Genomic DNA, 12,328 nt, shown 5'->3' on the forward strand with positions numbered 1-12,328 from the left:
AAGTTGTAGAGACTTCTTCCTTTGCAAGAAAGTAATAACAGTTAGGCTTAGCATAGTATCTACAAGCCGTAACAGATAAGATTTAGTTACTACTGAAAAAAGAATTGTTTTTTCGCTAATTAACTCTCATTATTTGATGTGGTTCCCCATTCGCAAGAAAGTTCACATTCAGTCAAATTTGTTTTCTCAAGACGACTTAATATCCTAGCCATGTCTATAGAGGAAAGACTTCCGTCCGAATTCCATTTAAGAGTAGTTTTACGTTGAAATGGGATATTATCGTTCTTTTTTCCAGGAGGGAGAAATTTAATAGTCTTGTTTTCAATAAAGTCTAAATATGATTTTGCACTGTAGAGATCACCAGTGTAAGTACATTGATTTGCAGAACAAGCTCTAAAGATTCTTCCTGAAAAACCCTCAATACAATGAATTGATCCACCATGGTTAGTTACGTGGAAAGGCTTTCTAAGAGGCATAGTTAATACTCCATTTCTGGAATGTGGAACATTTTTGTATCAACAGCTACAAAATGACAATAGGTATTAACGCCCAATCCTTGTTCTAATCAACTCCTTTGATCTCTAATAGCTTTTATTCAAGCTTATTTGCTCTTAAGCATTAACAGTTAACTATTTCATCTTTTCAGAGCTGTGCCTAAAACCTTGAATGCTTTGGATGACGCTAGATTAATCCCTTTTAAAACTTATTGAATCTTTCAATTATCTATTTATTTGTAGTAATTCAACAGATCAACAATAAGCACAGTCAAAAGGGTTCCTCCTAGAATGAAAGGCAAAAAAGGATATTTGGCTGAGAGATTACTTATAAAACCAGTTTTCTTTTCATCTTTCTTTATCTTCTTTTCTCTAGGAGGCAATCCCAAATCTTTTCTTCTTTTGGCTTCTCCCATATTTAGTGAAAAATGGCTAATGCCTACAAGATAAATCTAAAGTCAACCTAAACTCAACTGTATAAACCTCTAATTTATTCATGAATTTCATCAACATACATAATTGTGATATTTGTATCACAATTGAACAAAAATCCAAATAAGTACTGATTGCCACAAATCATTTTTTTTGTAAAATTGGATACAAACTTCAAGGAAAATACATTGAAGCTAACAAATAAATTCATTTCAAATTCACCTCAAGTTCCAGTAGGAGCTCAAGAGGCAAGAATAAGAAATGACCGCCAAGCAGTTTTTCAGCTTGTACGAGATTTAGTACAGGCTCAATTTGCCCGAGGTGATGAAGAGTTAACGAAGAGACTTTGGCAGGATGTTGCAGATAGAAAGATTGACCTGGACCGTGTGATAAATCTTATGTATACCTGTTGTTTTCATGACGACGATGAAGAAATGACCAAAGTTGATGAGACTTATCAAAAGACAGGCTTGGTTCGTTGAAGTAATTACTATTAACCAGCCTATTGCTATCAAAATCACTGGGCTGATAGGGTAAAAACTTTTTATGTGATCTCTAATTGAGCCAAATCAGATATTAAGAATTGGTATTATGTGGTTTATGCACTATTTCAAATTTTGCACTTGTAGCTGGAATTTCTATCCAAATAATTGCGTGTAGTCCAAAGGAAGCAAATATAACTTGCACACTTAGTTCTGGAAACTCTTATTAGTTCAAAGGCATATTGGGATAAAGATTCTTGTAAATATCCTAGAGGGAAAGCAGGCTGAAACTCGAAAAGAATAACTACTCAACCTGGTTTTCAAACAACTCTTATTTAGATCCAGAGGCAGGAATTATTCATGTACAAAGAGGAACTCTTTTTTGTGACACCATGACGGACTCTCTCTGACAATAGAAGCTTATGAAAGCTTCATTTCTTCAGAGGAAAATGTTCATTACAATCAAATAATTCTCCCAAAAAAACTAATTCAAAAGTTTAATAACCTTTATCTAACAGATACAGAACATTCAGAAATGCGGAAATTCTTAATAATGATAATTAACTCAGTCAAGCAATAAGGTCTAATCCAAAAGCTTCACTAATTTTGATTCCTTTTTAGTAGTCGAATCAATTCTTAATTGCTACAACACGACAACCAATTTGAATTAGGCCTCTATCTAATAGTCGACCAAGTTTCAAAGCTGTTGCTTCTTCAACTCGTGAAAATTTAGTCTGATTTGATGTCACCCATTTCATCTCATCCGAAGTGATAACTCCAGTTGAAATTGATTCGAGAAAAAGCAATCCAAGGTTCATAGAATTTATAAAGAATTAAAGGTCAAGCGTTAATTTAAATAAAGAAGCGTGGACCTTTATGAACAAAAGACTGAGACCCATCACCCAGTCATAGAGACATTAGTAAGAACACATGAACTTTCAAATCCTCATAACACCATATACAGATTTATTTAACAAAACTTTATCAAAAGGCCACAAATATGGGGTGAGTGATTCGTCAAAGGGATATAGGTTTAAAAATAAATTTCATAATTCAAGCCCTGTTTCTTTTTGCGAATAAGTGTAAATTCCGATTCCATTTAGGACCAATATCGCCATATTTAGTGGAAACTTGTACATATACGCATGACCTCAACACTATATACGCCTTCTATTTACCCAGAGATCATCACTCATACTACACTTGACCTTATGACCAAACTGACTGAATACACTTCTCCCGCAAAGCAAGAAGCAAAGATTGAAGCTCAAAGAAGCAACGCAGAAATTCAGGTGCTGCAAAAACAACAACGTATTTGATAAGTAATTGGTTTATCACTATCTAGTAAATAAACAGTAGATCCAAGTCTGTTTATCAATTAAAAAAACTTATGTCATTAAAGCCGATTACGGATAATTAAAAAGCGCATTAGATCAAAGCCACAGTAAAAATATTGCAGTAGAGCCTACACCGGCACAAAGATTAATTTATCCATTCATTTAAAATTTTTCCAAAAGAAAACTATCTCTTAAATGCGTATTAATAATTCGATTACATTAATTGCTACACAATCAAATTAACTATTCAAAATCAATTTCTACTTCTTCTTTCATATCCCTATCTAGGTCGGGAAGATTTGGCTCTATCCAATGAGATTTATTATCAACACCAGCCGCAGTTGCATAATTCATAATGTGCTGATCAACTTGTTTATAAATGTCATGTAGATTTAAGTCCTTACTAACACCATGCGCTATTTCCGAAACCTGTTGTTCTGTTAAACAATGATCAGGATGTAATAAATCACAGCAAGGAATTCTTTTTTCTATCAACTCATTTATGTTGATTTTAATTTCGTAATTTCTTGCCCACCATTGCGGGTGTGGATTGTTCGTAGGTCTTCTGCTTTTAGGCCATAAACCGCTATACATTGAAAGCAAACCTCCACTTATTACCAATTTCATCTGCAGGGAAAGAATCTAATAATCAGAGAATTTGTGAATCAGTTAATGGATAACAAATTCTTTTTTTAGTGGTAACTAAATCTTTATCTATTACGGCTGGGGGCAACCACGTGGATTCTTACAGCTGTTCCTGAGCACAATACCGAAGAAACCCAAAAAGGGCCAGATGCTTGTGTCTTCTCTTTAGTGTTCCTTGTTGCCATTGCTTAAGTGCAACCTTGAAAGTGATGGCCCAATTTAAAGGTGCTTTGGAACTTTTGCTAGTGGCCTTAATTACGTTCTTAAAAACAGGGTCATATTTGCTACGCCAAGTTGAATCTTTTACAAGATCTTTTTAAATTCCCTGTAAGCCTTGATTGACTCTTTCCAGTTAATTTCAGTTTCGCTTGTAACTGCTTGAGCAATATTAAAGCAAATTCTTAAATTTAATTTTAGCCCTGAATCTAGACAAGCTTTTCCAGCTGAACACTAGAAGACAAGATTACTGCCGTAAAAAAAGCTTTCCTTTTGTGTAACAAATAAGCCATAATAAGCCAAGGTTAGTCTTGGCTAAATTGTCTGATCTCTTATTCAAGATAAGTATCGAGATTGATCAAGTTCAGAAAAGTTTTAATTGCAAGTCAAACCAAACCGTATTGGAGGCTGCCGCAGATGCGAATGTGGAGCTACCGAGTTCTTGCCTTGTAGGAATGTGTTGTACATGTGCCGCCTTTCTTAAAGAAGGTTCTGTCGATATGGATGCAATGGGGTTGAAGAGTGAATTGCAAGATCAGGGCTATGTCCTTTTATGTCAGGCCTATCCCAAATCAGACTTAAAAATAGTTGCGAATCAATTTGATGCTGTTTGGGATCAACGATAAATTTAAAAATAATCATAAAATTGATTTACAAGTATTAAAAAAGTTCTTTCATACCATGACTGTTCATCCAGACTACGAAATTAAAATCAACATAAATGAGTTGATAGAAAAAAGAATTCCTTGCTGTGATTTATTACATCCTGATCATTGTTTAACAGAACAACAGGTTTCGGAAATAGCGCATGGTGTTAGTAAGGACTTAAATCTACATGACATTTATAAACAAGTTGATCAGCACATTATGAATTATGCAACTGCGGCTGGTGTTGATAATAAATCTCATTGGATAGAGCCAAATCTTCCCGACCTAGATAGGGATATGAAAGAAGAAGTAGAAATTGATTTTGAATAGTTAATTTAATTGTGTATTGATTAATGCATTCAAATTATTAATACGCTTATATAAGATAGAGATGTTTTGGAAATTTTTAATGAGTGGAGACAATCAGTATGTTTCTCAGCCTTTGAAGTTCTATACCGAAGAAATGACAGAAACAAAGAGAATTGCAATAGCTCACTTAGAAAAGAAATTATTTCCTGTCGCTAACTCTGTAATTTATTTAGACCAAAAGCGCAACGAATCAAGAGTTATTGAAGCTGCATAGAATTACAAAGTAGAAGCATCATTAGGAAATAGAGCTATTTCACTATTGCTATTTCTTTTTTACGCTTTCTCCTTTTTCATCTCTTCCCTAATTTTTTCTTCGTTCTTAATAACGATTGCTTCAGCTCCTTTTTCTTCGTTTTGAGTTGAGAGATGTCGAGAGGAATATAAAGAACTTTGTGTATCGTTGTTTTCAATAACCTCAATCTTTTTATTGAAATCTTTCATCAACTCAGAAGAGGCTTTCCTAACTTCTCTCTCATTCTTGATTACTATTTCTTGTGCACCTCTCTCATGCTCTGGTGTTGAAGCATGACGAGAAGAATAGGAAGATTCTGTCTTGCCGACTGTCGTTCCATCTTTAAAGTTGTCTGCAATAGATTTCAATAGTCCTTCTGCAAAACTTCGAGGACAACCAAGATCCTCAACCATTTCTTCTATTTGATCATTTATGTCCTTATAAACGGCTGTAATAATGTCTTTCTTTAGCTCATCAGTCGTATTCCAGTCTTCTGTCATTTGTATAAGCTATTCGAAATAGATAAACTTGATTTTGAAATCGACCCTACCAAGGTTCTGGGAAATAAAACAATAAATGATACTTCTCAAGGAGATTTGAAAGAATTATTTCCCTATTGACTCTATTTGATTCAATGATCTTATCTCATTAACAAATTAAGGCGACGGAATCATTCCTTAGAATTGCACTGAAAGTGTTTACATTTCATGATTATTCTTTGTATAATTAGATACTTTTCCACAATTTAAGGTTTTGGCTCTCAACTTTTAAATAAATCAAAAACAAGAAAAAATCCATTAGAAACTCGCAGCATAAAAGTTGAAAGGTCAATTGCTTAAAGCCATTTTTTGGTTTTTGATTTAAAAATTACAAGAAAAATTTTTAATTTTATAAATGGAGCTGTTTTCTTATAAATTAAGTGACTCAGGCTGATTTAAAGAAAGAATATGCAATGGCAGATCCTTTTGCTGGGCTTATATATTCCTAAAAGATTGAATAAAAAATAAGTCAGCTAATGTTGATTTGTCCTTATCAATCTCTTTGATGAGTCTCAAAAGAAATCTAATATCATTCATAAGATAATCTAATCAATCAACTTTTAAGCACTTTCTTAAGAGTAAATCATTTGTTTTCAACATTTTTTCCACAGGGAAAAAATATTAATGCCTTTGCTGCTGTACTTCAGTGGAAAACCCTCAACTTGATGCTTTATTTGTGAAGATATAGGCAATCTAGTCTTTATATTTAATTTTTCTATTGACACCCTTCCCTCCCATAGGATCTCTTGATGAGACCCAATGAGATTTGAGTTTTCTTTTTCCTTGACTTGTCCTCAAAAACCTTGATACTGGTGTCTCAACAAAGAAATATTTAATGCAAAATTCTGGGCTAGAAACGATTCAATCAAAAAAAATAGATCATCAAAACAGTATTTCTATTAATGATCAAAAAGAGTCGATAGTTAGTTTTATAGAAGATGTACCTGCCTATCTAAATGAGGCAATGAGAAAATATATAGATGACCATCCAAACTGGGATCAACATCGATTAATGCAAGCGGCGATCTCTGGTTACCTTTTGGAAAAAGGGGTCACATCACTAGAGATGAGACGTTTTTACACTCAAAGTATGTTTTGCAAAAGATCAATGAGTGGGAGCATATGAGCTTAGAGACAGAGATCCCTGAGGTTCTTTTCACAGAGATGAAGGATTTCATTGAATCAAGTTCTGACCTTGATAGAAAAAAATTTATAAATTCTGCTTTAACAGATTTCCTCTTTCAGAATGGATGTCAAGTCAAACATCTTAGAGAAAGCTATTTGAAATATCTTCTTAACCATTCTCCTGAACTTTGATTGTCAAATTAATTCTTAGGTTTTTGTAGCTTATATCCAAACTAAATCAGTTGATGATATGTCAATCTAGCTTGCGAAGGGCTAAGAAATAGACGTTTGTCTTCATACTTTTGAAGGAGGAAAAAACCTTTATTAATTTTGTCTTCCTCAATAGTTACATATTCCTTCCCTTTCTTGATTATCCAAGGCTCTATTTGATAATTCTCATCTCCAATTTAATATTCCCATGGAACTATTCCTTTGTTTTTATTTTTTAATGGCAAATTAAAAGACTGATCTTCTTATAACTTGACCATAAATATTGTTGACTCCTCCTGAGTTGACTTTATTTATCAAGTTCGTTTTGAATTATCTCTGTAGGAATTGCTAAAACTTCATTATTAATACTTTCTCCTAGCCATTCCTTGTATTCATGGAATAAACAGCGACGATCAGCAGGACTTCTTACGATTTTCATTCTTGAGATTGCATTCTCTACTGCCATGTGCAATATGTCTTTTAGCTCCTTGTCAGCATTCATTCGTGTAAGAACTTATCTATTACTTATTCAATAGCTGGTAATCTTGATCTTGAAACTGGAGTTAATACTCTTTGTGTCTATACCAGGACCTTGGATAATTTATAAAGTGATTTAGTTTCGTCTTATTCCGCTTGAATTGGTTTCTTTAACAGTAAGGGGCTCATTGTTAAAAACTTCTGCCATTAAGGGGATTAAGGCTGTTTCTATTTGTTCTTCTGTTTTGAAACCAAGGACTTCTGCAGGTTCATTCCCTAAAGAGATAACAATTGATTCGACTGAATTAGTCATTAGATAATTAGCTGTCCTTAATAGATTTGTATGGAAATTACTTCTAAAACGTTTGCAAGTAAGAGTTTTGTGTTGAAGAGAAGTTAATTAATTAACAACACTCATAGCTACTTTTTCCTTCTGGAGGTTGTGCATTAAATGCATATTCAATATCTCTAAGCATTACATCAGTTAATCCTTTGAATAGAAATTAAATTTAGGAGCAACTCTGACTAATCGTTCTGTATGTAATCAACCATTTTAGATATCAAGAACTCTCCCTCCTTCTAGAGCATTCAGCGATTCCTTAATTTCTCTTAGTTGCTCAGCGTTCTCTCGATCTGTAAAACCTCGATCAATAATCCTAAATAAACTCTCAACAGCTTGAACAACAATATATCCTCTATTGTTCTCGTTATTAATAACATCGATTAATCGTTGAGCTGCTAGAGGAGCAGCTGCAATAAGTTTGGTATGGCTTTGATCTAATGCGTCTTGTGTTTGACGCTCCAGGAACTCATTCGCATCAGGATGATCTCATACGTATTTCCTGAGTATCCGATAGTCCATCCCTACTGATTCAGCAGGAACTTTCCATGTCGATCCATTGCTCCTTGTTACAAGTGCTCGTTGCACGTGAGAAGGCTGTTAAATTTGACTTGAATTCACAAAATTGGAAAGAAGATATTGAGCAATCGATTAAAGATGGATGTGATTTAAAAAATGAACCGCTTCGTACTTAAACTATTCAAAAAGCTATCTAGAGGTAGACGTTTAAATATAAAACGTGTCATCTTCTTTCCATTAATCGTCTATTCAGCCTATTTATTACTCGATAGTTTTATGCCTTTGTTTATGGTGGGATTTGTAATTTGGTTGCTATATAACTGGACTGGTAAAAGGAGACTTTGGTGATGAACCGCTTAACTAATAAGAATACACTAAAAGAAATTCTTGCAGCCTATGACAGACAGATAAGAAAAGATATGGGCTTTTGGATAAAGTATCGACCATCTCGTTGGGGAGATTTGTTACCTGAAAAATTTCTAAGACCTTTACTGACATTTATCAAGACGAAAGGTGGTAAGAAATTTGTAGTGATTTTGGCTTTTCTTTTTAGCTTGGTATTTGTTGGAGTAATACCAACTTTAAATTTTATCTGGTCAAATATTTTCAGGATGTGGTGGATTCTCCTTTTTATTCCATTGGTTTATTGGACATTAGCAATTACTTCCGTCTATTCAAGGGTGCTAGTTCACGGGGCTTTTGAATTTTCACGAGCTGTTTTAAGAGAATTTAAATGAACCGCTTCGTACTATTCGCCCTAACCGCTGGGCTTCTCGTAAGTAAGTAAGACTATAAGTTGGTTTACATTTGTTACGCCACCAGAACCTTGAGAATAATTGAAAGGGAATAAGTCTGAGGGTGTTGAGAAAGTGTAAATGTAACTATTTTTTTTAGACGCTACCTAGCCAGACTTTGCGATCCGAAATCAACCATGAATCTCAATCCAAGAAGGACCCGAAAGATTAAAAATTATTCTTTAAGTTCATTCATAATTAATTGCCAACCAAGAGTGGAGGCCTTGGGGCTGAAACTTGCTCTTTCCTCACACATAAATCCATGATCAGCATCTCCAATTTCTACATAGCTCAATCTGACTTCAGAAGGATCTGCTTTGCTTAAAGCTTCTTGGATAGAGGTTCTATCAGCTTCAGGTATTAATGGATCACCAGTCCCACAAATACAAGTTAATTTTCCTGAGGTTTGACTCAACAATTCCAAGCTTGGAGGGCCTCCTCCTGGTCTGGTTGTTGCAATACCAGCACCGTAAAAATCAAAAGTTTTATCGACGTCAGGGAGTGTTGATGTAATTAAAGCAGCATGGCCACCAAAGCAAAATCCAACAACATTTATTTTTGATTGGTTGTACTGCTGTTTTAACCAATTTAGAGAAGTAGAAGCATCATCAAGAATTTGGTGAGTCGTCGTTTGTTCTTTATGCCGACGTCCCTCTAATAAGTCATCTTCGCCATATCCAAGGTCTAACTCTGGAGCTGTCCTAGCGAAAAGTGGCATCGCCAAAGCAGGAATACCTTGTTCTGCGAGCCGATCGACAACGCTTCTTACCCAACTATTAATCCCAAAGACTTCTGGTAGAACAAGAACGATATTCTTACTTTCTTTCTGAGGATTATTCCACCAGCAACGTAATGGTACTGGACCTTGTTCTATCTGTACCCAACGTCCCTCCATATCTCAATTAAATAAAATTCTTACTTGAGCATGAATGAAAGTAGAAAAAAAACAAGTAATCAAGAAACAATTTCATCTTGAGTTGACTAACGCTGTCGTTAATTCATACGTAAAAGATTTAGGTGGTGATCGCAAACAAGAATAGAAAGTACCTAAGCGAGGAGTAATTAGGTATTGATGCTCGAGCTTATTACACGCTTTATGATGTTGGAAGTGATAAAACTCACTTTCTTAATGTTCTTGATAAGCCTAAATCATCTGCAAGGGGATTTGGGTAATTTAATTTTCAAAAATTCTCTTAGAGAAAAGAGGGGATATTTGATTAGTCAAACGTTTTTGAAGAGTTTTTGAGTAATCTATTTAATTCTAAGAGTTCTTCTTTGGTAAATTCGCGATATTTTCCTGTTGGTACGTCTAACTTAATATTCATAATTCTTACACGCTTTAATGAATGTACTCTGTAGCCTAAGGACTCACACATTCTCCTTACCTGACGGTTAAGTCCTTGAGTGAGTATGATTTTAAATTTTTTTGCCCCCAATTGTTCTACGAAACAATTCTTAGTTATGGTTTCTAATATTTCAACTCCATTACTCATACTTTGAATAAAGTCTCTATTAATCGGACGATTAACGCTTACGATGTATTCTTTTTCATGATTATTTCTTGCTCTTAGTATTTTATTTACGATATCTCCATCGTTAGTTAAAAAAATTAATCCCTCACTGGGCTTATCCAATCTTCCAATAGGAAAAATTCTTGAAGGATATTTAATGAAATCTACAATATTGTCGGGTTCTACTCTTCTATCGGTTGTGCAAACAATCCCAACAGGTTTATTAAAGGCTAAGTATATGTTTTTTTGTTTCGTTGATTTTTCTATTTTTTGACCTTCAACTATTACTTGATCACCTTCCTCGACCTTGGTACCCATTTCTGGAATTTTACCATTAATGGTTACTTTCCCATCTTCAATTAATCTATCTGCGACTCTTCTAGAACAGTAACCGACTTCACTTAAATATTTATTTATTCTGGTTGCCATTTTGTCAAAGTTAGCTTTTATTTATTTTAAATATGCGGACAAATATTGCTTTATTTGTCATGACAACCTCGGCAAAATTAAGCAAAAAAATATCTATAGTTTTAAAACCAAATGTTACCAATAGCTGTCTCTATAGATAATTTATCTACACATTGCCGTAGACGTTCGATTTCTTTCCCTAGTCTCATGGAGTCAATCTTTTTTCCATAGGTATTTTAAGGTTCATTAAGTCATAAAAAGTTCCATATAGTTTCAAAGTCGAACAAGAGAGTAATCAACAGATTATGAATTTATACATAACAAGTTTTTATGGTGCATACAGTTCGATTGGTTCTCTTTTCCCTTTTCACTTTTGTCTTTGGAATCCCCTGTGAATTACTTTGTGCTCGGTGAGAAATAACAAAGGCTATAGCCCTTAGAGATTGTTCGCTGTCGGAGTCCTCTTTAATATTCTTCAGCTTGATTTAACGGCTAAAGAAAAAAGCTCTTACCATATTGAATATACTTTAAGTTAAAAGTGAAAAAGGTTATTTCATTGGTTTTGTTTTCTAATTATTGGGAGTGATCTCATGCTTGGGGTTGGGGCTAAGGTGGTTGTTTTGGTTCAAAAAACAAATAAAACAAAGAAACTAAAACTGAGCAAGTAAAAGAAGCTGACTCTTAAGTTGGAAGACCAAGTAAACCAACCGGAATTTTTAATTGAATATATTTTGGTATAAAAAAGGGTGATTTTTACGAAGAACCAGTCGAAGGGGAGTATCCAGACTGGTAAATTAAAAGTTCGGTTGACAGTCGATTTATCTTGAGACATTGTCCCCCTTCTTTATGAATCAAATTACTGATTCAACTACCACAGTCTTAGATCCAAAGACAACAAAAAGACTATATCCAGAAGCAAGGATAATAGTTCTCGATGACAATTTTAATTCGTTTGAACATGTGGCAAATTGTCTTGTTACAATCATCCCCGGAATGAGTGAAAAAAGGTCATGGGAACTTGCTTTCGAAGTGGATAGGGAAAGTTCCGCGGAAGTATGGAGAGGACCCCTTGAACAGGCAGAGCTATATCATCAGCAACTAGTCAGCAAAGGATTAACAATGGCACCAATTGAAAAAACATAAAATAAATGAAAAATAGATAGGAAAACCTACCTCAATCGAAAATCAGTTTTAGAGAACTTCTTTTTGTGATCTTGTTAAGCAAGAGGAGTAACTTCTACCAAAGACATTTTGATTTCAACTCTAGTCAAAGAATGGGACAGCTGTCGAAATCCTTTCCCTTTCCTCGTTAAATCCTTTTCTCTAATTAGAAATGAATTCAAGTAATAAGGCTGAAAATCATTGGTTTGATTATTTCAGAGGCTCCAGATTTGGCAAGATAATTGCTTATGGTATTGGTGAAAACTCACCATTCTTGCAGGATTTATATTTTATATAATGGTTAATTAAAATAAAAAGGACTGATCAAAGTCAGCCCCTCTGGTTCAGATAGTAATCGCCTGTCAACCTTCTTTATTTAATCAGAAAGC

Annotated in this window: 18 protein-coding genes; 10 read left to right on the plus strand and 8 right to left on the minus strand. The window is 34.3% G+C overall.

Annotated features, from left to right (window positions below):
- Positions 1–119: 119 nt before the first annotated feature.
- Both O5637_RS10775 and O5637_RS03230 read right to left on the minus strand, forming a co-directional pair.
- A complete protein-coding gene (locus O5637_RS10775) occupies positions 120–476 on the minus strand; it encodes a hypothetical protein (protein ID WP_332299755.1) in 357 nt (118 codons plus the stop codon).
- Between the two features lie 251 nt (positions 477–727).
- Positions 728–910: a hypothetical protein gene (locus tag O5637_RS03230; RefSeq protein WP_269606060.1), complete on the minus strand. Its 183-nt coding sequence runs from the start codon at positions 908–910 to the stop codon at positions 728–730.
- A 204-nt stretch (positions 911–1,114) separates the two neighbouring features.
- Here O5637_RS03230 and O5637_RS03235 point away from each other — a divergent pair, with 204 nt between their 5' ends.
- Complete coding sequence (locus tag O5637_RS03235; RefSeq protein WP_269606062.1) at positions 1,115–1,408, plus strand: hypothetical protein; 294 nt, start codon at positions 1,115–1,117, stop codon at positions 1,406–1,408.
- Between the two features lie 1,145 nt (positions 1,409–2,553).
- Positions 2,554–2,727 carry a hypothetical protein gene (locus tag O5637_RS03240; protein WP_269606063.1) on the plus strand — a complete coding sequence of 58 codons (174 nt, stop codon included), beginning with the start codon at positions 2,554–2,556 and terminating at the stop codon, positions 2,725–2,727.
- A 261-nt stretch (positions 2,728–2,988) separates the two neighbouring features.
- Here the strand turns inward: O5637_RS03240 and O5637_RS03245 are convergent, their stop codons facing one another.
- Positions 2,989–3,372 carry a hypothetical protein gene (locus O5637_RS03245; protein ID WP_269606065.1) on the minus strand — a complete coding sequence of 128 codons (384 nt, stop codon included), beginning with the start codon at positions 3,370–3,372 and terminating at the stop codon, positions 2,989–2,991.
- Positions 3,373–3,926: 554 nt separating this feature from the next.
- Here O5637_RS03245 and O5637_RS03250 point away from each other — a divergent pair.
- Complete coding sequence (locus O5637_RS03250; RefSeq protein ID WP_420063725.1) at positions 3,927–4,232, plus strand: 2Fe-2S iron-sulfur cluster-binding protein; 306 nt, start codon at positions 3,927–3,929, stop codon at positions 4,230–4,232.
- A 55-nt stretch (positions 4,233–4,287) separates the two neighbouring features.
- Entirely contained in the window at positions 4,288–4,584 is a 297-nt protein-coding gene (locus tag O5637_RS03255) for a hypothetical protein (protein ID WP_269606068.1), read from the plus strand.
- Positions 4,585–4,896: 312 nt separating this feature from the next.
- On the opposite strand, the gene O5637_RS03260 is transcribed toward O5637_RS03255, so the two are convergent.
- Positions 4,897–5,355 (minus strand): hypothetical protein, encoded by a 459-nt coding sequence (locus O5637_RS03260; RefSeq protein ID WP_269606070.1) that lies wholly within the window; start codon positions 5,353–5,355, stop codon positions 4,897–4,899.
- Between the two features lie 874 nt (positions 5,356–6,229).
- Between O5637_RS03260 and O5637_RS03265 the strand changes: the two genes are divergently transcribed.
- Positions 6,230–6,520, plus strand: coding sequence for a DUF2811 domain-containing protein (locus O5637_RS03265; protein ID WP_269606072.1), 291 nt, complete (start codon positions 6,230–6,232; stop codon positions 6,518–6,520).
- Positions 6,517–6,711: a DUF2811 domain-containing protein gene (locus O5637_RS03270; protein WP_269606074.1), complete on the plus strand. Its 195-nt coding sequence runs from the start codon at positions 6,517–6,519 to the stop codon at positions 6,709–6,711. The genes O5637_RS03265 and O5637_RS03270 overlap by 4 nt, the downstream gene beginning before the upstream one ends.
- A gap of 325 nt (positions 6,712–7,036) precedes the next feature.
- On the opposite strand, the gene O5637_RS03275 is transcribed toward O5637_RS03270, so the two are convergent.
- Positions 7,037–7,231, minus strand: a complete 195-nt coding sequence (locus O5637_RS03275; RefSeq protein WP_269606075.1) for a hypothetical protein — start codon at positions 7,229–7,231, stop codon at positions 7,037–7,039.
- A gap of 111 nt (positions 7,232–7,342) precedes the next feature.
- A complete protein-coding gene (locus O5637_RS03280) occupies positions 7,343–7,519 on the minus strand; it encodes a hypothetical protein (protein WP_269606076.1) in 177 nt (58 codons plus the stop codon).
- 702 nt (positions 7,520–8,221) lie between these two features.
- Here O5637_RS03280 and O5637_RS03285 point away from each other — a divergent pair.
- Positions 8,222–8,413 (plus strand): hypothetical protein, encoded by a 192-nt coding sequence (locus O5637_RS03285; RefSeq protein WP_269606077.1) that lies wholly within the window; start codon positions 8,222–8,224, stop codon positions 8,411–8,413.
- Positions 8,413–8,802, plus strand: coding sequence for a hypothetical protein (locus O5637_RS03290; protein ID WP_269606079.1), 390 nt, complete (start codon positions 8,413–8,415; stop codon positions 8,800–8,802). The genes O5637_RS03285 and O5637_RS03290 overlap by 1 nt, the downstream gene beginning before the upstream one ends.
- Positions 8,803–9,034: 232 nt before the next feature.
- Here the strand turns inward: O5637_RS03290 and O5637_RS03295 are convergent, their stop codons facing one another.
- Positions 9,035–9,754 (minus strand): dienelactone hydrolase family protein, encoded by a 720-nt coding sequence (locus tag O5637_RS03295; RefSeq protein ID WP_269606080.1) that lies wholly within the window; start codon positions 9,752–9,754, stop codon positions 9,035–9,037.
- A 322-nt stretch (positions 9,755–10,076) separates the two neighbouring features.
- Positions 10,077–10,799 (minus strand): 23S rRNA pseudouridine(2604) synthase RluF, encoded by a 723-nt coding sequence (gene rluF / locus O5637_RS03300; protein WP_269606082.1) that lies wholly within the window; start codon positions 10,797–10,799, stop codon positions 10,077–10,079.
- Between the two features lie 825 nt (positions 10,800–11,624).
- Here rluF and clpS point away from each other — a divergent pair.
- Together clpS and O5637_RS03310 are read left to right on the plus strand one after the other, a co-directional pair.
- Positions 11,625–11,921, plus strand: coding sequence for an ATP-dependent Clp protease adapter ClpS (gene clpS / locus O5637_RS03305; RefSeq protein WP_269606084.1), 297 nt, complete (start codon positions 11,625–11,627; stop codon positions 11,919–11,921).
- A gap of 190 nt (positions 11,922–12,111) precedes the next feature.
- The gene (locus O5637_RS03310; protein WP_269606086.1) at positions 12,112–12,237 is read left to right on the plus strand and encodes a hypothetical protein; all 126 of its coding nucleotides are present in this window, start codon (positions 12,112–12,114) and stop codon (positions 12,235–12,237) included.
- Positions 12,238–12,328 lie beyond the last annotated feature (91 nt).

Source organism: Prochlorococcus marinus str. MIT 0917, assembly GCF_027359575.1.
Taxonomy (GTDB): domain Bacteria; phylum Cyanobacteriota; class Cyanobacteriia; order PCC-6307; family Cyanobiaceae; genus Prochlorococcus_B; species Prochlorococcus_B marinus_D.

Bases quoted from the DNA above. Each gene is read 5' to 3' on its own strand.
- O5637_RS10775 (WP_332299755.1), bottom strand. From the start codon at position 476: ATGCCTCTTAGAAAGCCTTTCCACGTAACTAACCATGGTGGATCAATT.
- O5637_RS03230 (WP_269606060.1), bottom strand. From the start codon at position 910: ATGGGAGAAGCCAAAAGAAGAAAAGATTTGGGATTGCCTCCTAGAGAA.
- O5637_RS03240 (WP_269606063.1), top strand. From the start codon at position 2,554: ATGACCTCAACACTATATACGCCTTCTATTTACCCAGAGATCATCACT.
- O5637_RS03245 (WP_269606065.1), bottom strand. From the start codon at position 3,372: ATGAAATTGGTAATAAGTGGAGGTTTGCTTTCAATGTATAGCGGTTTA.
- O5637_RS03255 (WP_269606068.1), top strand. From the start codon at position 4,288: ATGACTGTTCATCCAGACTACGAAATTAAAATCAACATAAATGAGTTG.
- O5637_RS03260 (WP_269606070.1), bottom strand. From the start codon at position 5,355: ATGACAGAAGACTGGAATACGACTGATGAGCTAAAGAAAGACATTATT.
- O5637_RS03265 (WP_269606072.1), top strand. From the start codon at position 6,230: ATGCAAAATTCTGGGCTAGAAACGATTCAATCAAAAAAAATAGATCAT.
- O5637_RS03270 (WP_269606074.1), top strand. From the start codon at position 6,517: ATGAGCTTAGAGACAGAGATCCCTGAGGTTCTTTTCACAGAGATGAAG.
- O5637_RS03275 (WP_269606075.1), bottom strand. From the start codon at position 7,231: ATGAATGCTGACAAGGAGCTAAAAGACATATTGCACATGGCAGTAGAG.
- O5637_RS03280 (WP_269606076.1), bottom strand. From the start codon at position 7,519: ATGACTAATTCAGTCGAATCAATTGTTATCTCTTTAGGGAATGAACCT.
- O5637_RS03285 (WP_269606077.1), top strand. From the start codon at position 8,222: ATGAACCGCTTCGTACTTAAACTATTCAAAAAGCTATCTAGAGGTAGA.
- O5637_RS03290 (WP_269606079.1), top strand. From the start codon at position 8,413: ATGAACCGCTTAACTAATAAGAATACACTAAAAGAAATTCTTGCAGCC.
- O5637_RS03295 (WP_269606080.1), bottom strand. From the start codon at position 9,754: ATGGAGGGACGTTGGGTACAGATAGAACAAGGTCCAGTACCATTACGT.
- rluF (WP_269606082.1), bottom strand. From the start codon at position 10,799: ATGGCAACCAGAATAAATAAATATTTAAGTGAAGTCGGTTACTGTTCT.
- clpS (WP_269606084.1), top strand. From the start codon at position 11,625: ATGAATCAAATTACTGATTCAACTACCACAGTCTTAGATCCAAAGACA.
- O5637_RS03310 (WP_269606086.1), top strand. From the start codon at position 12,112: ATGAATTCAAGTAATAAGGCTGAAAATCATTGGTTTGATTATTTCAGA.